Genomic DNA, 20,586 nt, shown 5'->3' on the forward strand with positions numbered 1-20,586 from the left:
CCTATCCGTAATCGATGGCCGGGCAATGAGATTCGCTAGGTGATGTGCTGGAAACGGGACAGTGCCGAGGTGAAGGCGTCCTTCGGCACCAGGTTCCCGCCGGAGAACGGCCGGTCGAGGCCGTAGATCGCGACGATCGCCGCGCCGACCACGATGCCGAGCAGCGCGGTCATCAGCAGACTGCGTTTGGAGACCGTGACCCCGGAGAGCACCGAGGTGAACAGCAGCAGGACGGTGGTGAACCACAAAGCGGTGTAGAGGAATCCGGGCATACCGAGGTCGACGTCCATCGACCGATCGTGGCGGGCCTGGGAAACTGCCTCCAACGCGCCGATCGCGCTGGCGCGCAGATCGGTGACGTTGTCGTCGGTCGACTGGATCGCCATCACGGTGTCCCGCAACGTATCCAAGGTGTCCTGCGTGGTCTGGCTCATCCGCCCTTGGTTGTCCATCTCCGGCCACTCCACCTTGACCACCTGCTCGGTGTAGTCGTGCACCAGCTTCTGGATCTGCTGATGTTCCGGCTCGGGCAGCGAGTGCGCGGTCCAGTAGACGTCGATGAGCGCCTTGGATTCCGCGATGGTGTGATTGTGCGCGTTGTCGTACTGCTGCCAGCAGATCACCACCACGAAGGCCGCCACGGCCATGAAGAGAGTGTTGATCAGGTCGACCACCAGGGTGCCCGGCGCCTCCTCCTCGTCCTGGCGCCACGATTCCGGTCGCAGCCGGTCGCCGACCACGAAGATGATGACCGCCACGACGCCCACGGCGACGGGCACGAGGATCTGCAGAACGAGTTCACTATCCATGGCGCGGCCTCTCTCAGGTGTTCCTCGAAACGACGACGTCCGCGACGTAACGCAGTGCTTGGCGGACCGCGGCCGGGATGGGTGCGTCGTCGAGGGCGCGGTTGGCCTGCGCCCAGCGGGTGCGAATCATCGCTTCGACGCGGGGTCGTGCGGTGGCGGTGAGGATTTCGCGGCAGGTGTCGGCCTGCCGATGGTCGAGCTCGGGATTGCCGAGCAGATCGAGCAGTTGCGCGGACTGCGCGGGGGTCGCGTGCTCTAGAGCCAGCGCGACCAGCGCGGTGTGCTTGCCGTCGCGCAGGTCCTCCAGGACGGACTTGCCGGTGCTCGCGGGATCGCCGTAGACGCCGAGCAGATCGTCCTGTAGCTGGAAGGCCTCGCCCACCGGCGAGGCGTAGGCGGTGAGGGCCTCCCGCACGCCGCGGTGCGCGCCGGCGAGAACGGCGCCGAGCTGCAGCGGGCGCTCGCAGGTGTAGGACGCGGTCTTGTACCGGATGATCTGGAGCGCGCGGCCCAGGTCACGGGAGGGGCGGGCGGTGGTGATCAGGTCCAGGTACTGGCCGTACATGACATCCGCGCGCATGCCGTCGAGCACCGTGAGCGCCTCGGTCAGTTGGGTCGCGGTGAGCTGTGCGGTGTGCAGCAGCTCGGCCGACCAGACCATCGCCAGGTCACCCAGGACGAGGGCGGCGTGCGCGCCGAACCGGTCCGGCTCGCGGCGATCCCGATACCGGTGGGCCAGCGCGCGATGCACGGTGGGGTGATCGCGGCGGGTATAGCTGTTGTCGATGATGTCGTCGTGGATCAGCACGGCGGCGTGGAACAGTTCCAGCGAGGCCGCGGCCCGCACGATCGACTGCGGGACGGGCATGCCGCCGCCCGCCGCGTGCCAGCCGAGGACGCACAGCAGCGGGCGAATTCGCTTGCCGCCCGCGGAAAGAAAGTCGAGCACGGTGTCGGTGAGTTCGCCGGGTAGCGCCGGCTCGGTGGCAGTGGCCTTGTCCCGCAGGAAGAGTTCGAGCGCGTCGTCCACCCTGGTCCGGATGGCGGCCAGGTCTACGGGGGTGGCCGGCTCGGCGTGCGCGGTGGTCATGAGATTCCTTCCGCCGGTGCGTCTTCGAGCCCGTCGGTCAGCGCGATGGCCTCGGCCAGCAGCGTTTCGACGATGAGGTGCTCCGGCACGGTGCGAATCACCTTGCCCCGGACGAAGATCTGGCCCTTGCCGTTGCCGGAGGAGACCCCCAGGTCGGCCTCGCGGGCCTCGCCGGGACCGTTCACCACGCAGCCCATCACCGCGACCCGCAGCGGATGCGGGAACCCCTCGAACGCCGCCTCCACCTGCCCGGCCAGCCGGTGGATATCGACCTGAAGCCGGCCGCAGCCGGGGCACGAGACGATCTCCAGCTTCCGTGGCCGCAGCCCGAGCGATTGCAGGATGTGGCAGCCCGCCTTGACCTGATCGACCGGCGGCGCCGAGATGGACACGCGAATGGTGTCGCCGATTCCCTCGCCGAGCAGGATGGCGAACGCGACCGCCGATTTGATCGTGCCCTGGAACATCGGCCCGGCCTCGGTGACGCCGAGGTGCAGCGGATAGTCACAGCGTTGCGCGAGTAGCCGATTCGCCGCGATCATGGTGCGCGGGTCGTGGTGTTTGACCGCGATCTTGAGGTCGGTGAAGCCGTGTTCTTCGAACAGCGCGGCCTCCCGCAGCGCCGATTCGACCAGCGCCTCCGCGGTGGCGGAGCCGTGCTTGGCCAGCACCCGGGGATCGAGCGAACCGGCGTTCACCCCGACCCGGATCGGAACCCCCGCCGCCGCGGCCGCTTTCGCGATCTCACCGACGCGGTCGTCGAATTGCTTGATATTGCCGGGGTTCACCCGCACCGCCGCGCACCCCGCGTCGATCGCGGCGAAGACGTAGCGCGGCTGGAAGTGGATGTCGGCGATCACCGGCAGCGGGGAGCGGGCGACGATGGCCGGCAGCGCGGCCACGTCCTCGGTCGTCGGCACCGCGACGCGGACGAGGTCGCAGCCCGCGGCGGTGACCGCGGCGATCTGTTGCAGCGTGCCGTCGATGTCGGCGGTACGCGTGGTGGTCATGGTCTGGACGGAGATCGGTGCGCCACCGCCGACCGGGACGCCACCGATATCGAGCCTGCGGGTGCGGTGGCGCGGAGGTGCGGTAGGCAGGCCGAGATCACTGCTGGTCATGGCGGCCTCTCTGAATGCCGGCAGCGGCCGCGGTCATGGCAGGCGCCGGACGTCGGGCGGTGGGGCGAAGGCGATGTCCTCGACCGCGGTGACGTGTTCCCGAACGGTGAGCGGTCCCCAGGCGCGTAAGGCCTCGACCACCGCGTCGACCAGCACCGCCGGCGCGGAAGCGCCCGCGGACAGGCCGATGGTGTCCGCGGACTCGATCCAGGCCGGCGAGATCGCCGACGCATCCTCGATCAGGTAGGCCGGAATACCTTGGCGCCGAGCGACTTCCACCAACCGCTGGGAATTGGACGAGTTCTCCGACCCGATCACCAGCACCACGTCGCTCTGCCGCGCGACCGCCTCGACCGACTCCTGCCGGTTGGTGCTGGCGTAGCAGATGTCGGCACTGCTCGGGCCGTGCAACCGCGGAAAGCGCCGGCGCAGTGCCTGAATGGTCTCCTCGGCCTCGTCGACCGACAGGGTGGTCTGAGTCAGGTAGGCGACCCGGCTTTCGTCGGGGACCTGCAGCGCCGCGACCTCGGCCGGGCCGTCGACCACCAGTGTCACCTCGGGGGCCTCACCCGCCGTGCCCTCGACCTCCTCGTGCCCGGCATGGCCGACCAGCACGATGGTGTTGCCGCGGGCGGCGAAACGCCGTGCCTCGGCATGCACTTTGGTGACCAGCGGGCAGGTGGCGTCGATCACGGTCAGCCCGCGCTGCTTCGCCTGCTCGTGCACGGCGGGAGAGACACCGTGCGCGGAGAAGACGACCGTCGAACCCCGCGGCACCTCGTCCAGTTCGTCGACGAACACCGCGCCGCGCGCGGCCAGATCGGCGACCACATGCGTGTTGTGCACGATCTGCTTGCGCACGTAGACCGGCTCTTCCCGATCCGGTGCGGCCAGTAACCGTTCGACCGTGTCGATGGCCCGCTCGACGCCAGCGCAGAAAGACCGTGGCGCGGCGAGTAATACGGTTCTCGCGCGAGCGGTGGTCATGGCGACACCGTGTGCGCCAGGTCGACCGGTACGCGACGCAGCCCGTCGATGCGGGCGGCACCGGTGCCGAGACCGGTGGGCCGGGTGAAGCAGGGCGTCGGACCGGACGGGGAAACCCGTTCGGCGGCAGCCCCTTCCGGCAGATCCGCCGATCGGTATCGGTCTTCGAGTTGTGCTTCCTTATAGCGGCCGCACGACCTGTGCCAGTGCACGATTCCGGCCATCCAGTCCTGCAGTTCGGCCGCGCGCCGGTCCAGTGAATCGCGCACGTCCTGACCGAGTTCGTATTCCGCGTAGAGGGCGGGCAATTCGCTGCCGACGATGCGCTCGAACTGCTGCATCCGGGCGGTCAGCAGGTCGTTGACGATGGCGACGCCTTCCTCGGGATCGCAGTCGAAGAAGTTCTGCATGACCCGGACCGCGTTGTGGAAGTCGCCCTCGTACTGTGTCTCTTTCTGATACGAGAACAGGTCGTTCACCATGGTGGCGTAGTCGCTCGCGGTGTGTTCCAGATCCAGGACCGTCTGGGTGCGGTAGACGTCGGGCGGCACCAGGTGCCCGTGCGAGAACCGGGACAACGCCATGGTGAGATCCGAACCGAAAGTGCGGCGGCGCATTTCGACATAGTCGACCGGATCGGGGATGCGATTGGCGATGTCGTTGGCCACCTCCCATTCGGAGCTCTCCAGGAAAGCCGCCACGGCCCGGCGGAATTCGCGCTTCTGCTCGTCGTCGAGAATGGCGGTGGTCCGAGGCCAGAGGTCGGCGAGACCACGTTCCATCGCGTTGGTCGCCGGCGGGACCGTCGCGGCATCCAGCGGCATGAACGCCGAGAAGCGTTTGCCTTGCAGCTTTGCCCCGACGATGTCCTTGTGCCTGCCGAACACCTGCGGGTAGTAGTCGTCGACATAGGTGCCCCAGGCGAGCCAGTTCGCCGACAGATCCAACTCGGCGGGGGTGGCGTCCGGATCCAATCCCGCTGAGCACAACGCGAAGTCGAACTCCGCCAGATCCACCGGCCGCCACAGCGGGCGACCACCCAGTTCCGGTACCGGGCCGTGGAAGCCCATCTGCTTGCCCCAGTCCATCAGGTTCGCGCGCGCCGCGTCGAGGTGCGGACTCAACCGCAACGCGTAGGGCAGGTAGAAGTCCGGCAATGTCGTCGGGCCGACGTTTTCGAAACGGGGGCGCAGGAAACTTTTCGCCCGGCCCGGCCCGAGAGTCTGTGCCGGGGCGAACAAATACACCGCGGAGCTGCCGAGCCCGACCGGCCGGAACAGCCGCGGCAACGGATCGCTGGCCGTCGAGCCGCCCTTGTTCATGTATCGGCTCGACCGCATATGCCATTCGTGGCCGCCGGATTGCCAGTCCTGCAAGCCTTTCGCGTAGGCGACGACCGCGGCCTGGTCCTGCGGAGCGACCGCGTACTCGGCGAACAGCATCGGCAATTCGGTCAGCGCCGTGTGTTCGAACTGCTGCAGGCGGGAGGTCAGCAGATCGTTGACGACGTCGGCGGCGCGCTGGGTCTCATACCCGAAAAACCGCTCCACCACGAGGATTCCGTTGGCGTTCTCGCCCTCCTGCCGGACCTCGCGTTCGTAGGAGAAGATGTCGTTGCGCAGGTGCACGGCGTCGGCGAAGGTGTCGCGTAACACCTCCAGTGGTCGCGTCGCGGCGAGCGCGGCCGGAATCGCCGCGCCGACCGCGTGTTCCACCAGATTCGCCGACCACGGTGCGCCGCCGACCTTGCGCCGCATCTCGATGTATTCGATCGGATTCGCGATCCGGCCCTCGGTGATGTTGGTCAGCTCCCACCGCGACTCCTCCAGCAACGCGGTGGTCGTCGCGACGAAGCGCTGCCGCCAGTCCATCGGCATGGCCGGCACGGTCCGCACCCACAGGTCGGCGAGCCCGCGCTCGACCGGATTCGTCGGCTCCGGCATCGGCCCGCCGGCCAGCGGCATGAAATCGCGCAGGTGTTCCAGATATGTCCGTGCTCCCTCGGTATCTCTTGTCCGCTTGAACAATTCGAGGAAGTGATCGTCGAAATAGAACACCCACACATACCAGTCGGTGATGAGTGACAATTCCGCGCTGCCGCATTCGGGATGGGTGTAGGCGCACAGCAGGCCGTAGTCGTGCCGTTCCAGGTCGTCCTCGTCCCAGATATGTTGCCCCGCTTGGGGTTCGAAGAAGCCCATGTCCGCGGCCCAGATCCGGGTGTGCGCGCGGGCACTGTCCACGTGCGGGTTGAGCCTGGCCGGATACGGCATGTAGAAATCGGGAAGTTCGAAGGGCTGCATGTCATCTCCTTACGGTCGAACTCGCGGCTCAGTGGTTCCGGTGCGAAACCAGGCCGGCCAGCACCATCAGGTCCGCCGCCGCGGCGCGATCGGCCAAGGCCGCGATGGCCGCGCGCACTCGGTTGTCGGCGAGCTGCTGGGTGTTCTGCCGGCCGCCGGCCGACTCGACCAGCGCCGCGGCCCGCGCGACATCCATCGATTCCGGGGCGCGGCCGTACATGGTCGCCAGTTCGGCGGCCGCCGCGGTGCCGGAACCCAGGGCCGAGACCACCGGTAGCGACATCGTGTGGCGGGCAAGGTCACTCGTCGGTTTGCCGGTGACCTGCGGATCACCCCAGATCCCGATCAGGTCGTCGACGAACTGGAAGGCCATGCCCAGTTCCCGCCCGAACGTGTCCATCGCCGCCACGGTGGCCAGATCCGCCTGCGCGCACACGGCCCCGAGCGCGCACGCACAACCCATCAGCGCGCCGGTCTTGCCCATGGCCATCCGCGCGTATTCCTCGACGTCGACGTGCCCACCGGAGCGGAAGCGGCAGTCCTTGTGCTGGCCGTGGCACATCTCGATGACCGCCGATTCCAGCCGCGCCACGGCCGCCGTCGCCGTCCGGCCGGGCAAGCCGGTCACCAGGATTCGGCCGGCCAGGGCGTGCAGCGCGTCACCGAGCAACATCGCGTCGGGGATGCCCCAGACCGTCCACACGGCGGGCCTGCCGCGCCGGAGCCGGTCTGCGTCCATCACGTCGTCGTGCAGGAGCGTGAAATTGTGCACCAGTTCCACCGCGGCCGCGGCGGCGAGCGCGGCCCGTGGGGTGGCACCGCAGGCGACGGCCGCGCAGACGGTCAGCGCGGGCCGCAGCGCCTTGCCGCCCGGCTGCGGGGTCGCGGTGCCCTCGGCGTCCCACCAGCCGAGGTGATAACCGCCCATCCGGCACAGCGGCTCGGGTAATGACGAAACTGCCTCGCGCAGCACCGGATCGCACATGGCGCGGACGCTGGCCAGGATCTCTGTGGCCCGGTGGCTCGTCGCCGCCGAGGTGCTCTCGACCATCAGCACATACACCTTCCCTAGCGGTGTCCCCGGCGCCCGGAATCCGGTCGCCGAAGACCTGGGAACGCCGCGGCTGCTGGGTGTTTCGTGGCCGCCGCGGCGTCGAAGACATCGAGGTCGCTGAAGGTCCCGGTCAGTCGGTCTGGCGTGCGACGAGGACGTTGTCGAGGATGCCGAGCGCGTCGGGGACCAGGATCGCCGCCGAGTAGTAGCAGCTGACCAGGTAGGAGATGATCGACTGGTCGTCGATGCCTTTGAACCGGACGTTGAGGCTCGGTTCGTATTCGTCGGGCAGGCCGGTCTGGTGCAGGCCGATCACGCCCTGGTCCTTTTCGCCGAGGCGCATGGCGATGATCGACGTGGTCTGGGTGCCGCTGACCGGAATCTTGCCGCAGGGGAAGATCGGGACGCCGCGCCAGGCGGGTACGCGGTGTCCGTCGACGTCGACGGGGTCCGGGTAGAGGCCGCGTTTGCTGCATTCGCGGCCGAAGGCGGCGATCGCTTTCGGGTGGGCCAGAAAGAGTTTGGTGCTGCGCCGCATGCTGAGCAGCTCGTCCATGTCGTCGGGGGTGGGCGGGCCGGACTCGGTGTAGATGCGCTGCTTGAGGTCGCAGTTGTGCAGCAGCCCGAAGTCGGTGCTGTTGACCAGATCGTATTCGCGGCGTTCGTAGAGCGCCTCGATGGTCAGCCGCAACTGCTGCTGGGTCTGGTTCATCGGATCGTTGAACAGGTCGGCGACGCGGGTGTGCACGCGAAGCACGCTCTGCGCCAAGCTGAGTTCGTATTCGCGGGGGCTGGCGTCGTAATCGACGAAGGTGCCGTCCAACTGAGGCTCACCCTCGTGGCCCGAGTGGATCTGGATCGCGGCCTCGCCCTGCTTGTTCTGCGGCTGTGCCGCGGCGGCGGTGACCCGTGAGAGTTGCTCCCGGAGTGCTGGTGCGTTGTCGAGCACCTCCTCCAGCGCTTGCCGCTGCATGACCAGCGTGGTGGTCTTGGTGACCGCCTTGACCGTGACCGGCCAAATGGCGGAGGGGTCGGTGAGGCATTCGTCGCCGAAGAAGTTGCCGCCGGCCAGCAGGCCGAGCATGGTCTGCTCGCCGTATTCGCCGGAACCGATCTTGGCCAATTTGCCGTGCACGATCAATACGATCTGATTCATCTCGTTGCCGAATTCGGCGACGACCGTGCCCGGTTCGAGGTCACGCTGCTCGAAACGGTCGGCCAGCGCGCGCAGGATCTCGTCGTCGTCGACGTTGTGCAGGGCGCGCAGCTCGCGCAGTTCCTGGGGAATGACCTTGGCCTGCGAACCCTCGATGACAAACTCGATCTCGCCATTGCCGAGGGTGTGGGTGAGTCGGCGGTTCACCCGGTACACACCGCCGTTGACCTGCGTCCACGGCAGCATCCTGGTCAGCCAGCGCGAGCTGATACCCTGCATCTGGGGTTCGGATTTGGTGGTGGTCGCCAACTTGTGGGCGGCCGCGGTACTGAGGCTCTTCCGGCCATTACCGTTACCATTGGTCTCAGTAGAAACCGGCATTTCGATTGTCATATTTGATCCTCACCTCGAAATGGTCACCCCGGACTGCCGACGTTGGAATGTCCGAATAGGTGATCGTTCAGATTCGGTGGTTGTGCACGGCGGGTCGACAGGCTGCGAGAAGCCCGCGAAAACAGAGCGCTCGAACGAATGTTGCTATATGACAGAGCATTTGAGGCGATGTCGATCTTAAGTCGCGGAACCTGTTGAGCGCACAGAAATTTCAGATATTAGTCGTAATTATTAGGATGGTTACGACACGTGTTCGATTGAGACAACGGTCGATAACACCTTGATGTGGATACGCAAAACCCGGGCGAATCTCCGGGTGATTGGCTATCTTCCGGCCACACAGCGGAACGGCGTCACCTGGCCAGCGGCCGAGACAGACGACGCCGAAGAACAGATACCCCAGCGCGACCTGTGGCGCGGCCGCCCAGTCCACCTCGGCGGCGTGGATCAACCCGATCCAGCTCAGCACCGCACTGACCAGGACGGCGAGTGCCGCAGCGACAAAACGTTTTTCGAGTACGAACGTCACGATGGCGCCGAGCACGAGCCCGGCCGGGATCGGCACGATGGCCGGGATCGGCAGCACGGTGGCGAGCAGCCCGAAAAGTCCGAGCAGGCACATCAATCCGATCACCGCGCCGCTGGTCAGCGAGTCTCCGGTGCGCCCGTCAGCGTCCTTCCAGCCGGGATGGCCGATGTAGACCGCGGGTGGGAAGGGGGAGCCGAAACCGGACCCGATGATCGCGCCGAAGCCGTCGGCCAGTAGCGCGCTGCGCAGGTTGTAGTTGTCGCCGGCCGCCGCGGCGCTCTCCACATTGCTCATCGCCTCGGTGAAGTTGTAGACGCCGAGGGGAATTGCCGTCGCGAGCAGCGGAGCGAGGTTGCCCAGTCCGTCGAACAGCAGATCGATCCGCAAGTCCGGCAGGCCGAGCGCGATATCGTGCGCGGCCTTCGAGACAACCGGCGCGGACATGTAGCCGCCGATCCAGCCGATCGCGGTGTCTACCAGCAGCGCGACCAGGCCGACCGGAATGTTGCCGGGCAGCCGCACATCGGTGAAGAAGCCGATCAGGATGGCGAGCACCGGCAGCCCGGTCCACGCGGCCTCCCACATCTGCGCGGCGGGCCGCATGGCGAAAGGTGATGGAGATGCCGGCCAGGGTGCCGAGCATGGCGGCTCGCGGGGTGATCCGGCGGATGAACGCACACTAGGGCCGTACGGCCGCGCGGTCACCGTCGCACGACCCTCGCGGCGGGCGAGGCGGCGGGCCAGCAGCATGTAGTAGAGGTTGCCGAGCACCAAGGCGACGCCCAGCGCGGGTAGCACGGCGCCCAGTACGTCGCCGCTGGGGATCTTGACCACCGCGATGGACAGGGTGGTGAGCGTGAGCACGTTCACCAGGATGTTGAAGGCGAGCCCGAAGAAGGCGTTGGTGACGCCGCGTGTCAACCACGGGAGTGCCAGCGGGGCAACAGGTTCGGAGGCGCCGGTGATTTTCGTATCGACGGACATCGGTGGTTCCTGTTCAGTGAGCCGCGGTGTTCGCGGTGGCCGCGGACTCGAGTGCGCCGATGATCGGCGCGGAATCGGCGACCCAGCCGAAGCTGCCGCCCTGCGGCGATCATGGCCGGCCCGGCCTGCTGGAAGTCGGGGAAATACGAACCGACACAATCGGATACGACGAGACAGTCGTAGCCGCGATCGTTCGCCTCGCGCACCGTAGTGTGCACGCACACCTCGGTGGTCACGCCGGTGACAGAAGCGACTCGATCGAGTTCGCCTGCAGAACCGACGCGAGATCGGTGGCATAGAACGCCCGAACCGGCCGGGATCGCCGATGCGCTGAGTCGGGTTGCCCCGCTGAAGTTTTGCCGTTGAGCGCGGCCGGAATCCGGCCGGAGCCCCGCGGTATCGGTGGCGACACAGAACGGCACCTGGCCGAGGGCGACGGCGAGCGCGGAACCCGAGCTGGCGCCGCCCGAGATCAGGTCGCTGCCGAAGACGGCGCGCGGCATCGGATACGGCGTCCTGGTCCCGTTCAGGCCGGTCGCGAACTGGTCGAGGTTCGTCTTGCCGACGTACAGTGCGCTCGCGTCGAGCAGACGCTGTACTGCGGGGGCGGTCTCGGTGGCGACATAGGCGAAGTCGGGGCAGGCGAGCGGTTCCGCGCGCGGAACCGGGGTGATCCAGGTGCCGTCGGCGCCCCGTGCCTCGATGGCATCCGCTACCTGCGCCACGGTGCTGCTCGGCGAGCCGCTGCCGCCCGCGTGTGCGGCGAGAATCTCCGCGACGGGGATCCTGGATCTCGCATTTGTCGATTGTCGGCAGGATGTGTGAAGTGGACGGCTTCGCAATGTATCCACGGTGTCAGGTGTTCTGGGCGGTGTGTGCGGCTGCTGTACTGCGCTGTGTCGGTGGGGCGGATTAGCCTCGGGGTATGTGCCGAAACATCACTGCCCTGCGGGGGCTGGAGCCCGCGGCGACGCCGGAGGAGATCCAGGCCGCCGCGCTGCAATACGTGCGTAAGGTCGGCGGGTTGTCGAGTATCTCGGCCGCCACCCAGCCGGCGGTCGACGCGGCGGTCGCCGACATCGCCGCGATCACCACCCGCCTACTGGAGCAGCTGCCGGATCGCAAGGTTCCGCCGAAGTCGGTGCCGCCGCTGCGCAGACCCGAGGTGCAGGCGCGGATTCAAGCCAGGGCGCACTCGCACGACTAGCCGTCTGCCTCGGCACCGGTCGCGGGTGCGTTCGGTGCACGGGCCGCCTGCTATCTTGAACGTCGTTCAAGCTGGTAGTTGGAGGAAGACGTCGTGGACGGTGTCGAGAACTCTCGTCGTTCGAGAGTTGCCTTTTCCGCGCGGGACATCGCGCAGGTAGCGGTCTTCGCCGCGCTGATCGCGGCGATGGGCTTGCCGGGCGCGATCACGGTCGGATTCAGCGGTGTGCCGATCACGGTGCAGACGCTCGGTGTCATCCTGGCCGGCGCGGTGCTCGGCGCGCGCAAGGGGACGGCCGCGGTGCTGGTGTTCCTCGCGCTGACGATGATCGGACTGCCGCTGCTCTCGGGTGGGCGCACGGGTCTGACCGCGATGGCCGGGCCGAGCGCCGGATACCTCGTCGGCTGGGCGCCTGCCGCGCTGGTCATCGGGCTGCTCACCGCCCGGATCCTGCCCAGATACCCGGTGGTGCTCGGCCTGCTGATCAACGCTCTCGGCGGGATCCTGGTCATCTACCTCTTCGGCACGCTCGGTCTGCTGCTGCGCACCGATCTGGACTTCGCGCACGCCGTCAGCACCAACTTCGCGTTCATTCCCGGCGACCTGGCCAAGGTTGTGGTCGCGACGGTGGTCGCCAAGGGTGTGCACCGCGCGTACCCCGGGCTGATTCGTGCGTAGTCCGGAACTCGGTGGGTCCGGCGCGCAGCCGGCCATCGAATTCGGCGGCCGCGCTTACAGTTACGGCGAGCTCGACCGCGCGATCGACGAATGGATCGATCGGGAGACCGCCGCGGTGTACGACGCGTCGGCGCTGCCGGTTCCGGACGCGCTGATCTGTGTGTGTGCGGCGGCTCGGCGGGGTGTGCCGGTGATCGTCGAGAATCCCGAGGCGCGTGCGGTTCGGCCGGATATTCCGCCGACCGCGTTTCTGCTGGTGACGACGTCAGGGTCGACCGGGCGCCCCCGGCCGCTGGCCCGCACCGCGGCGTCCTGGTATGACAGTTTTCCGGCGTTCACCGCGATCACCGGGGTCGAGGCGGCGGACCGGGTGCTCATCACCGGCCCCTTGCACGCGACCATGCATCTGTTCGGCGCGCTGCACGCGCTGTGGCGGGGCGCGTGTGTGACCGACGATCCGGCGCGGGCCACGGTGGTGCACGCGGTGCCCGCTGTCCTGCGCGACGTGGTCGGCAGGGCGCCGGCGCTGCGGACGGCGATCGTCGCGGGCATCGCGCTGGACGACGGTGCTCGTGCGGCGGCCGACGGCGTCTCGATCATCGAGTACTACGGGTCGGCGGAGGTTTCGCTCGTCGCGGCTCGGCGGGTGCCGGCGCCGCTTCGGCTGCTGGACGAGGTCGATGCCGACGTTCGCGACGGGCTGCTGTATGTGCGGACTCCGTACCGCGTGCTCGGGGCTCCCGACTGGTTCGGCGTCGGCGACCTGGCCGAACTCGGTCCGGACCGGGAACTCGTCGTGCGCGGGCGGGGCGAATCCGCGATCAATGTCGGCGGCACCACCGTGGTCGCCGAGGATGTCGAGCGCGTGCTCGGGACGCTCGACGGCGTCGCCGCCGTGGCCGTGGTCGGGTCGCCGCACGCGGTCTTCGGTGAGATCGTCACGGCCGCAGTGCAACTCGATGGGGTCGGGCTCGACGCGGTGCGGGCGCAGGCGCGCGGGCTGCTGATGAAAGAGGCGATGCCGCGGCGCTGGGTGCCGCTGCCGGCGCTGCCCCGGACCGCCAGTGGAAAGGTCGCGCGGGGGCAGCTGAAAGACTTGCTGGCATGAACTCGGTTCCCGTGCTGATAGCGCCGCGTCGAACGCCGATCGGCAACGCTGGGCACGGTTTCGCGGAGCTGACCACCACCGATCTGGCCGCGCCGGTATTGCGCGAAGTGTTGTCCACGGTGCGCGGTGCGGGTATCGAGGCCGAGGTGGACGATGTCGTGCTCGGTAATTGCCTGGGACCCGGTGGAGACCCGGCCCGGAACGCGGCGTTGGCGGCCGGTCTCGGCGTCGAGGTTCCCGGGGTCACGGTGGATCGCCAGTGCGGGTCCGGGCTGGACGCGGTGATGCAGGCGGCGATGCGCGTGCGCAGCGGGGACGACGAGCTGATTCTCGCGGGTGGGGTCGAGTCGGCGAGTACCGCGCCGTGGCGGTTCTGGCCGCCGGTCGCGGGGGCCGATCCGGTGCGGTACACCCGCGCTCCCTTTGCGCCGCAGGGCTTTCCGGATCCCGACATGGGCGTCGCGGCGGACGATGTGGCGCGGGTCCGGGGGATCAGCAGAGAACGGCAGGACGCCTATGCGGCGCGTTCGCACAATCTTGCTGCGGCGACGGACTTTTCGGCGGAGATCGTGCCGATCGGGGAGGTGCGCCGCGACGAACGTATCCGGTCGGGCATGACCGAGGCGCGGCTCGCGCGGCTGCGGCCTAGTTTCGGTGCCGAGGGGACGGCGACGGCGGGCAACTCGTGCGGCATATCCGACGGAGCGGCGGTGCTGGCGGTGACCACCGAGTCGCTGGCCGGTGGGTTGCCCGCGCTGCGGGTGCTCGGATCGGCGGTCGCCGGGTCCGACCCCGCGTATCCGGGGCTCGGGCCGGTTCCGGCGATCCGGAAGCTGTTGCGGCGCACCGGAGTCGACGCGGCGCAGCTGGGGATCGTGGAGATCACCGAGGCCTTCGCGTCGGTGGTGCTCGCGGTGTCGGACGAGCTCGGGTTGGACGAATCGACGATCTGCCCGCAGGGTGGAGCGATCGCGATGGGGCATCCGTGGGGCGCGTCGGGGGCCGTCCTGCTGGTGCGGTTGGCGAGTCAGATGTTGCGCGCGGACGGGCCTGCGCTCGGGCTGGCCGCGTGCGCCATCGGCGGTGGGCAAGGAGTGGCGATGCTGGTGGAGCGGGTGTCGTGAGTGAGATCGTCTTCTCTTCGGTGACGCATAGTTTCGGTGATCGGAAAGTCTTGCGCGGCATCGACCTTCGGATCACCGAGCGCCGGGTCGGGATCATCGGCGCGAACGGTTCGGGTAAGTCGACGCTCGCCCGGATGATCAACGGCCTGCTGGCGCCGACGTCGGGCACCGTCACGGTCGACGGGCTCGACGCGGCCCGTAAGGGCGGGCAGGTGCGGCGCAAGGTCGGCTTCGTGTTCACCGACCCGGACACGCAGATCGTCATGCCGACCGTCGCCGAGGATCTCGCTTTCTCCTTGCGCAGAACGGGTTTGAGCAAGCAGGAGGTCGCGGATCGGGTCGAGGAGATGCTGGTCCGGTTCCGGCTGCACGAGCACGGCGACCATCCCTCGCATCTGCTGTCCGGCGGGCAGAAGCAACTGCTGGCCATCGGCGCGGTCCTCATCCGCAGGCCCGAGGTGATCATCGCCGACGAGCCGACCACGCTGCTGGATCTGCGTAACGCCAGGGTGGTCGCCGACGCGCTGGACGCGCTGGATCAGCAGGTGATCGTCGTGACCCATCAGCTCGCGCTGCTGGACGGTTTCGAACGGGTCATCGTGATCGACGACGGTCTGGTGGCGTTCGACGGCACACCCGCCGCCGCCGTCCCCGCCTACCGGGAACTGATCGAATGATCGGGCTCTACCGTCCGGGCGACTCGCTGCTGCACCGGATGCCCGCCGGGGCAAAACTGCTGCTGCTGATCGTGTCGATCGTGGCGGCAACGGTGTTCGTGCGCAACCCGATCGAGGTCGGCGTGGTCGGTGTGGCGGTCGCCGGGTTGTTCGCGCTGGCGCGTATCCCGGCGAAAGTCGCTCTGGCGCAACTGCGTCCGATGGTGTGGATGCTGTTGATCATCGCCGTGTTCCAGGTGCTGATCACCTCGCCCGCGCGAGCCGTCGTGGTATGCGGTGTGCTGCTGATCTCGGTGGCGCTCGCTGCGCTGGTCACGCTCACCACGCGGGTGACCGACCTGCTCGACACGGTGACGCGCGCGCTCGGCCCGTTGCGCGGGTTCGGCGTCGACCCGGATCGTGTCGGTTTGCTTCTGGCACTTGCTATCCGGTGTGTTCCCCTGCTGGCCGGAATCGTGCACGAGGTGGCGGAGGCGCGACGGGCCCGGGGCCTGCAATGGTCGATGACCGCGCTCGCGACGCCGGTACTGGTACGTGCGCTGCGTACCGCCGATGCGATGGGCGACGCCCTCGCGGCGAGAGGAGTCGACGATGACTGAGCTGCCGGCCGAACGCATTGCCCGCCGCGTCGCCGAATCCCCGGACTCGCTCGCCATCATCTCCGCCCGTGAACGCATCGGCTACCGCGAATTCTGGTCCCGCGTCAGTCGCACCGCCGCCGGTCTCGCCGGCATGAATCGCGTTGCGGTGCTGCCGACCTCGGACATCGAATCGCTGGTCGCGGTAACCGCGGCGATGCACGCGGGCGTCAGTATCGTCCTGCTGCACCGGCATCTGCTGCCCGAGCAGCTGGCTCGCGTCCTCGGCCTCGCGAAACCGGGCGCCGTCGTCGCGTCGGCCGCACAACACCGCCGGCTGCGAAAGATGGGACACGACGGAGCAATCCAGACCGCTGCCGAGCTGGAATCCGACGGCTCGCCCGCTCGCGCTCTGCCCGGCACCGAACTGCTGGTCGGCATCACCTCCGGCACCACGGGGGACCCGAAACTCTTCGTACGCAACCAGCGCTCCTGGGCCACCACCTTGGACCGCTCCGACGCGACCTTCGACATCGGCCCCCGGGACCTCGTGTCGACCCCGGGCGTCCTCGACCACACCCACTTCCTCTACGGCGCGCTGCACGCGCTGACCCGCGGCGCGGCAGTCGACCTCCGCCCGGTCGTCGAATCGCTCGAAGCCGGTGCGACGCATCTGTATTCGGTGCCGACCATCGCCTGGGACGTAGTCCGGTCCGGCGCCGGCCCGTTCCCCGGTGTGCGGGAGGTCCTGTCCTCCGCGGCGCGCTGGCCGCGTACGGGAAGGCAAGCGCTGCAAGAGGTTCTGCCGAACGCCGCCCTGGTGCACTTCTATGGCGCCTCGGAACTGAGCTTCGTCTCCTTCGATCGAGGACTGGGCGACGCCGACGAGAACTCTGCGGGTCGCCTCTTCGACGGCGTCGACGTCGACATCCGCGACGGGCTGGTATTCGTCCGCAGCAACATGCTCTTCGACGGCTATCTCACCGAACACGGCATCGCCGATGGCCCGGTCGACGGCTGGATGTCGGTGGGGGACAGAGGTCGAGTGCTCGGCAATGAACTGCACCTGTTCGGCCGAAGCAGCGAAATGCTCATCCGCGCCGGCCTCAATGTGGAACCGGCGGCGATCGAATCAGCCCTGACCGCACTTCCCGGCATCACCGAAGCCGCCTGCATCGCCGTCCCCGATCCCCGCATGGGTGAGGCACCCGCCGCCGCGATAGTCGTAGACGCAACCGCCCCGCACATAGACGAGATCTGGCGCCACCTCCGCGCGACCCTGCCGAGCCCGAGTATCCCGGTGCAGGTCCTGTTGCTCGACAGTCTCCCGCGCACACCGCGCGGAAAGCTCGACCGCACTGCCCTCGCCTCAGCCCTCGAACGGGATCGACGCGCTTAGCGCCCGATAAGCGAAACGCTCTTCATGGCCGAGCACGAGGACATCGACGGCGCCGTTCCGCTCGGCCACGACCACGACATCATCTTGTGCGGGATACCAGAGGTCGTCGAAGCAGTCGGCGAACTGATCGAACCGCATGCGCACCGTGGTGGCGTCGGCAGGCCATGCGACCGCGACCCACTCGGATTCGGCGATCGGCAACGTGCGCAGCCACTCTCGCACCGTCTCCGGCCCGAGTTCACCTACGTCCAGCACCATATCCGCGGCCCTGAGCAGCTCCCACACGGTGGACAGACCGCCGACCCGCGCCACCGGTCGGTCGAAGCTCGTTCGATCGTCGACTGCGCCGAGCCTCGTCAAGGTCTGCGCCAGCATCGGCGGCACCGCACCCTCCTCCGCTCCTGTAGACCGCTCCGAGCGTACCGAGGACAACAGTACAGATTGACGTGAATACAGAAATATCTGTACCATCTGTGAATGGCCACAGTGGTGCACAGTGACGCGTTGTCGCGGTTCGGGTACGCGCTGTCGGACTCGACGCGATCGCAGATCCTGCTCGCGTTGCGGACCGCGCCGAGTTATCCGTCCGACCTTGCCGATCGCATCGGTGTGTCCCGGCAGATCCTGTCGAATCACCTGGCCTGTCTGCGCGGCTGCGGGCTGGTGGTGGCGGTGCCGGAGGGGCGGCGGAGCCGGTATGAGCTGGCGGATCCACGGATCGGCCGGGCGCTCGATGATCTGGTCGGGCTGGTGCTGGCGGTCGATCCGGCCTGCTGTCCGGACTCCGATAGCGAGGGGTGCTGTTGACGACATCGAACCTCGGGTTGCCGAGTGTGCCGAATTCGGAACGCCGGCAAGTTCTTTCGCGGCGAATCCGATGGTTTGTGGCCGCGACGATCACCTACAACGTGATCGAGGCGGTGATCGCGTTGAGCGAGGGCACTCGGGTGTCTTCGACGGCGTTGATCGGGTTCGGACTCGATTCGGTGATCGAGGTGTCGTCCGCGGCGGCGGTGGCGTGGCAGTTCTCCGGTAAGGATCCCGAAGCGCGCGAACGGGTTACGTTGCGGATCATCGCTTTCTCGTTCTTCGCGCTGGCGCTGTACGTCAGCGTGGACGCGGTTCGCTCGCTGCTCGGGCTCGACGAGGCGCGGCATTCGATCATCGGGATCGCCTTGGCCGCAGCGAGTTTGACAGTGATGCCGGTGCTCTCGTTCGCGCAACGGCGGGCCGGCCGGGAGCTGGGCTCGCTGACCGCCGTCGCGGATTCGAAGCAGACGTTGCTGTGCACCTACCTCTCGGCGGTGCTGCTGGCCGGGCTGCTGCTCAACAGTGTGCTCGGCTGGTCTTGGGCGGACCCGATCGCGGCACTCGTCATCGCAGTCATCGCGATCAAGGAGGGGCGCGACGCGTGGCGAGGTGACACGTGCTGCGCCACGCCGATCGCGGCAGGCCGGTCCGAAGCTGCCGGGCCCGACTGCGAGTGCTGCTGAGGCGGACCTGCCCCGCGGCGCGCAACGCAGGCCAGGCGGATTCGATCGCCACAGGCCGCCGACCACCCCGTACATCACCTCCCTCGAATATCCACGGGCGTGGGCGCCGCGGTATTCGAATCGAACCGGAGGATGATGGGCAATCGTGCCCACAGATCCGAACGCCCCCGATATCAAGCCCCGCAGCCGCGACGTCACCGACGGCCTGGAGAAAACCGCCGCCCGCGGCATGCTGCGCGCGGTCGGCATGGGCGACGACGACTGGGAGAAGCCGCAGATCGGCGTGGCCTCGTCGTGGAACGAGATCACCCCGTGCAACCTCTCGCTCGACCGGCTCGCCCGCGCCGCCAAGGACGGCGTGTTCGCCGCGGGCGGGTACCCGATGCAGTTCGGCACCATCTCGGTGTCCGACGGCATCTCCATGGGCCACGAGGGGATGCACTTCTCCCTGGTCTCGCGCGAGGTGATCGCCGACAGCGTCGAGACAGTCATGCAGGCCGAACGGCTCGACGGCTCGGTCCTGCTGGCCGGCTGCGACAAGTCGCTGCCGGGCATGCTGATGGCGGCCGCGCGGCTGAACCTGGCCGGCGTGTTCCTCTACGCCGGCTCGATCCTGCCCGGCATCGCGAAGATGTCCGACGGCAGCGAACGGGAGGTGACCATCATCGACGCGTTCGAGGCGGTCGGCGCCTGCTCGCGCGGGCTGATGAGCCGCGCGGACGTGGACGCCATCGAGCGCGCCATCTGTCCCGGCGAAGGCGCCTGCGGCGGCATGTACACCGCGAACACCATGGCCAGCGCGGCCGAGGCGATGGGCATGTCGCTGCCCGGCAGCGCGGCCCCGCCCGCGACCGACCGCCGCCGCGACGGTTACGCCCGGCGCAGCGGCGAAGCGGTGGTGGAACTGCTCCGCCGCGGCATCACCACCTCCGACATCCTGACCAAGGAAGCGTTCGAGAACGCCATCGCCGTCGTGATGGCCTTCGGCGGCTCCACCAACGCCGTGCTGCACCTGCTCGCGATCGCCCACGAGGCGAACGTCGACCTGAAGCTGGCCGATTTCGCGCGGATCGGCCGCCGGGTGCCGCACCTGGCCGACGTGAAACCCTTCGGCAGGCACGTGATGACCGACATCGACCGGGTCGGCGGCGTGCCGGTGATGATGAAGGTGTTGCTCGATGCCGGTCTGCTGCACGGGGATTGCCTCACCGTGACCGGCCGGACCGTGGCGGAGAACCTCGCCGAGATCGCGCCGCCGGACCCCGACGGCAAGGTCGTGCGGGTGCTGACCTCGCCGATCCACCCGACCGGTGGCATCACCATCCTGGAGGGCACGCTCGCGCCCGGCGGCGCCGTGGTCAAGTCGGCCGGCTTCGACTCGGACGTGTTCACCGGCACGGCAAGGGTTTTCGATCGTGAGCGAGCGGCGATGGACGCGCTCGAGGACGGCACCATCGCGGCGGGCGACGTGGTCGTCATCCGCTACGAGGGCCCGAAGGGCGGCCCGGGCATGCGCGAGATGCTCGCGATCACCGCGGCGATCAAGGGCGCCGGCCTCGGCAAGGACGTCCTGCTGCTCACCGACGGACGCTTCTCCGGCGGCACCACCGGGCTGTGCGTCGGGCACGTCGCGCCGGAGGCGGTCGACGGCGGCCCGATCGCGTTCGTCCGCGACGGGGACCAGATCCGCCTCGATGTCGGCGCGGGCACCCTCGACCTGCTGATCGATGCCGCGGAACTCGCCCGCCGCGCCGAGGGCTGGGAACCGCTGCCGCCGCGCTACACCCGCGGCGTGCTCGCCAAATACTCGAAGTTGGTCGGCTCCGCGTCCAACGGGGCGGTCTGCGGGTAGGGCTGTGTGGGGGGGGGTGCCCCCGCGACTGGCGTCTTTCGGAA

General features: G+C 68.3%; 19 protein-coding genes and 2 pseudogenes. 10 read left to right on the forward strand and 11 right to left on the reverse strand.

The window, feature by feature from the left end; translation table 11 throughout:
- Positions 1–35 precede the first annotated feature (35 nt).
- The 10 genes and pseudogenes from ACFYO1_RS32240 to ACFYO1_RS32285 form a co-directional block, all read right to left on the reverse strand.
- Positions 36–809 carry a DUF4239 domain-containing protein gene (locus tag ACFYO1_RS32240; protein WP_387239320.1) on the reverse strand — a complete coding sequence of 258 codons (774 nt, stop codon included), beginning with the start codon at positions 807–809 and terminating at the stop codon, positions 36–38.
- 13 nt (positions 810–822) lie between these two features.
- Entirely contained in the window at positions 823–1,899 is a 1,077-nt protein-coding gene (locus ACFYO1_RS32245) for a polyprenyl synthetase family protein (RefSeq protein WP_387239323.1), read from the reverse strand.
- On the reverse strand, positions 1,896–3,020 hold the full coding sequence (ispG, locus tag ACFYO1_RS32250) for a flavodoxin-dependent (E)-4-hydroxy-3-methylbut-2-enyl-diphosphate synthase (protein ID WP_387239326.1): 1,125 nt from the start codon (positions 3,018–3,020) through the stop codon (positions 1,896–1,898). The genes ACFYO1_RS32245 and ispG overlap by 4 nt, the downstream gene beginning before the upstream one ends.
- 33 nt (positions 3,021–3,053) lie before the next feature.
- Complete coding sequence (gene ispH / locus ACFYO1_RS32255) at positions 3,054–4,007, reverse strand: 4-hydroxy-3-methylbut-2-enyl diphosphate reductase (RefSeq protein WP_387239329.1); 954 nt, start codon at positions 4,005–4,007, stop codon at positions 3,054–3,056.
- Positions 4,004–6,310 carry a germacradienol/geosmin synthase gene (locus ACFYO1_RS32260; RefSeq protein ID WP_387239332.1) on the reverse strand — a complete coding sequence of 769 codons (2,307 nt, stop codon included), beginning with the start codon at positions 6,308–6,310 and terminating at the stop codon, positions 4,004–4,006. The genes ispH and ACFYO1_RS32260 overlap by 4 nt, the downstream gene beginning before the upstream one ends.
- A gap of 28 nt (positions 6,311–6,338) precedes the next feature.
- Entirely contained in the window at positions 6,339–7,361 is a 1,023-nt protein-coding gene (locus ACFYO1_RS32265) for a polyprenyl synthetase family protein (protein WP_387239335.1), read from the reverse strand.
- Between the two features lie 133 nt (positions 7,362–7,494).
- Positions 7,495–8,913: a family 2B encapsulin nanocompartment shell protein gene (locus tag ACFYO1_RS32270; RefSeq protein WP_387239338.1), complete on the reverse strand. Its 1,419-nt coding sequence runs from the start codon at positions 8,911–8,913 to the stop codon at positions 7,495–7,497.
- 211 nt (positions 8,914–9,124) lie between these two features.
- Positions 9,125–10,426, reverse strand: a pseudogene (locus tag ACFYO1_RS32275) (regulator).
- Positions 10,360–10,662 carry an isochorismatase family protein gene (locus ACFYO1_RS32280; RefSeq protein ID WP_387241634.1) on the reverse strand — a complete coding sequence of 101 codons (303 nt, stop codon included), beginning with the start codon at positions 10,660–10,662 and terminating at the stop codon, positions 10,360–10,362. Before ACFYO1_RS32280 ends, ACFYO1_RS32275 begins: the two are co-directional and overlap by 67 nt.
- Positions 10,663–10,668: 6 nt before the next feature.
- Positions 10,669–11,211 (reverse strand): annotated as a pseudogene (locus tag ACFYO1_RS32285) (amidase family protein); the annotation flags it as partial.
- Positions 11,212–11,351: 140 nt separating this feature from the next.
- Here ACFYO1_RS32285 and ACFYO1_RS32290 point away from each other — a divergent pair.
- The 7 genes from ACFYO1_RS32290 (at position 11,352) to ACFYO1_RS32320 (ending at position 17,197) form a co-directional block, all read left to right on the forward strand.
- Positions 11,352–11,633, forward strand: a complete 282-nt coding sequence (locus tag ACFYO1_RS32290) for a DUF2277 domain-containing protein (protein ID WP_364734865.1) — start codon at positions 11,352–11,354, stop codon at positions 11,631–11,633.
- Between the two features lie 93 nt (positions 11,634–11,726).
- A complete protein-coding gene (locus ACFYO1_RS32295) occupies positions 11,727–12,311 on the forward strand; it encodes a biotin transporter BioY (protein ID WP_387239341.1) in 585 nt (194 codons plus the stop codon).
- Positions 12,304–13,419 (forward strand): class I adenylate-forming enzyme family protein, encoded by a 1,116-nt coding sequence (locus ACFYO1_RS32300; RefSeq protein ID WP_387239344.1) that lies wholly within the window; start codon positions 12,304–12,306, stop codon positions 13,417–13,419. Before ACFYO1_RS32295 ends, ACFYO1_RS32300 begins: the two co-directional genes overlap by 8 nt.
- The gene (locus tag ACFYO1_RS32305) at positions 13,416–14,543 is read left to right on the forward strand and encodes a thiolase family protein (protein WP_387239347.1); all 1,128 of its coding nucleotides are present in this window, start codon (positions 13,416–13,418) and stop codon (positions 14,541–14,543) included. Before ACFYO1_RS32300 ends, ACFYO1_RS32305 begins: the two co-directional genes overlap by 4 nt.
- A complete protein-coding gene (locus ACFYO1_RS32310) occupies positions 14,540–15,220 on the forward strand; it encodes an energy-coupling factor ABC transporter ATP-binding protein (RefSeq protein WP_387239350.1) in 681 nt (226 codons plus the stop codon). Before ACFYO1_RS32305 ends, ACFYO1_RS32310 begins: the two co-directional genes overlap by 4 nt.
- A complete protein-coding gene (locus ACFYO1_RS32315) occupies positions 15,217–15,819 on the forward strand; it encodes an energy-coupling factor transporter transmembrane component T family protein (protein WP_387239353.1) in 603 nt (200 codons plus the stop codon). Before ACFYO1_RS32310 ends, ACFYO1_RS32315 begins: the two co-directional genes overlap by 4 nt.
- On the forward strand, positions 15,812–17,197 hold the full coding sequence (locus ACFYO1_RS32320; protein WP_387239356.1) for an AMP-binding protein: 1,386 nt from the start codon (positions 15,812–15,814) through the stop codon (positions 17,195–17,197). The genes ACFYO1_RS32315 and ACFYO1_RS32320 overlap by 8 nt, the downstream gene beginning before the upstream one ends.
- On the opposite strand, the gene ACFYO1_RS32325 is transcribed toward ACFYO1_RS32320, so the two are convergent.
- Positions 17,168–17,581, reverse strand: coding sequence for a hypothetical protein (locus ACFYO1_RS32325; protein ID WP_387239359.1), 414 nt, complete (start codon positions 17,579–17,581; stop codon positions 17,168–17,170). The two genes, ACFYO1_RS32320 and ACFYO1_RS32325, sit on opposite strands and share 30 nt — an antisense overlap.
- A 93-nt stretch (positions 17,582–17,674) precedes the next feature.
- Here ACFYO1_RS32325 and ACFYO1_RS32330 point away from each other — a divergent pair, with 93 nt between their 5' ends.
- From ACFYO1_RS32330 to ilvD, 3 genes are all read left to right on the forward strand, one after another.
- Entirely contained in the window at positions 17,675–18,004 is a 330-nt protein-coding gene (locus ACFYO1_RS32330; protein ID WP_387239363.1) for an ArsR/SmtB family transcription factor, read from the forward strand.
- Positions 17,995–18,690 carry a cation transporter gene (locus ACFYO1_RS32335; RefSeq protein ID WP_387239366.1) on the forward strand — a complete coding sequence of 232 codons (696 nt, stop codon included), beginning with the start codon at positions 17,995–17,997 and terminating at the stop codon, positions 18,688–18,690. The genes ACFYO1_RS32330 and ACFYO1_RS32335 overlap by 10 nt, the downstream gene beginning before the upstream one ends.
- A 145-nt stretch (positions 18,691–18,835) precedes the next feature.
- Entirely contained in the window at positions 18,836–20,542 is a 1,707-nt protein-coding gene (gene ilvD / locus ACFYO1_RS32340; protein WP_387239369.1) for a dihydroxy-acid dehydratase, read from the forward strand.
- The last annotated feature ends 44 nt before the right edge of the window (positions 20,543–20,586 follow it).

The sequence above is a fragment of the Nocardia sp. NPDC006044 genome, from assembly GCF_042871115.1.
Classification (GTDB): Bacteria; Actinomycetota; Actinomycetes; order Mycobacteriales; family Mycobacteriaceae; genus Nocardia.

Coding starts and splice junctions, on each gene's coding strand:
- ACFYO1_RS32320 (WP_387239356.1), top strand. CDS start 15,812: ATGACTGAGCTGCCGGCCGAACGCATTGCCCGCCGCGTCGCCGAATCC.
- ispG (WP_387239326.1), bottom strand. CDS start 3,020: ATGACCAGCAGTGATCTCGGCCTGCCTACCGCACCTCCGCGCCACCGC.
- ACFYO1_RS32245 (WP_387239323.1), bottom strand. CDS start 1,899: ATGACCACCGCGCACGCCGAGCCGGCCACCCCCGTAGACCTGGCCGCC.
- ACFYO1_RS32270 (WP_387239338.1), bottom strand. CDS start 8,913: ATGACAATCGAAATGCCGGTTTCTACTGAGACCAATGGTAACGGTAAT.
- ACFYO1_RS32305 (WP_387239347.1), top strand. CDS start 13,416: ATGAACTCGGTTCCCGTGCTGATAGCGCCGCGTCGAACGCCGATCGGC.
- ACFYO1_RS32290 (WP_364734865.1), top strand. CDS start 11,352: ATGTGCCGAAACATCACTGCCCTGCGGGGGCTGGAGCCCGCGGCGACG.
- ACFYO1_RS32330 (WP_387239363.1), top strand. CDS start 17,675: ATGGCCACAGTGGTGCACAGTGACGCGTTGTCGCGGTTCGGGTACGCG.
- ACFYO1_RS32265 (WP_387239335.1), bottom strand. CDS start 7,361: ATGGTCGAGAGCACCTCGGCGGCGACGAGCCACCGGGCCACAGAGATC.
- ACFYO1_RS32240 (WP_387239320.1), bottom strand. CDS start 809: ATGGATAGTGAACTCGTTCTGCAGATCCTCGTGCCCGTCGCCGTGGGC.
- ACFYO1_RS32260 (WP_387239332.1), bottom strand. CDS start 6,310: ATGCAGCCCTTCGAACTTCCCGATTTCTACATGCCGTATCCGGCCAGG.
- ACFYO1_RS32315 (WP_387239353.1), top strand. CDS start 15,217: ATGATCGGGCTCTACCGTCCGGGCGACTCGCTGCTGCACCGGATGCCC.
- ispH (WP_387239329.1), bottom strand. CDS start 4,007: ATGACCACCGCTCGCGCGAGAACCGTATTACTCGCCGCGCCACGGTCT.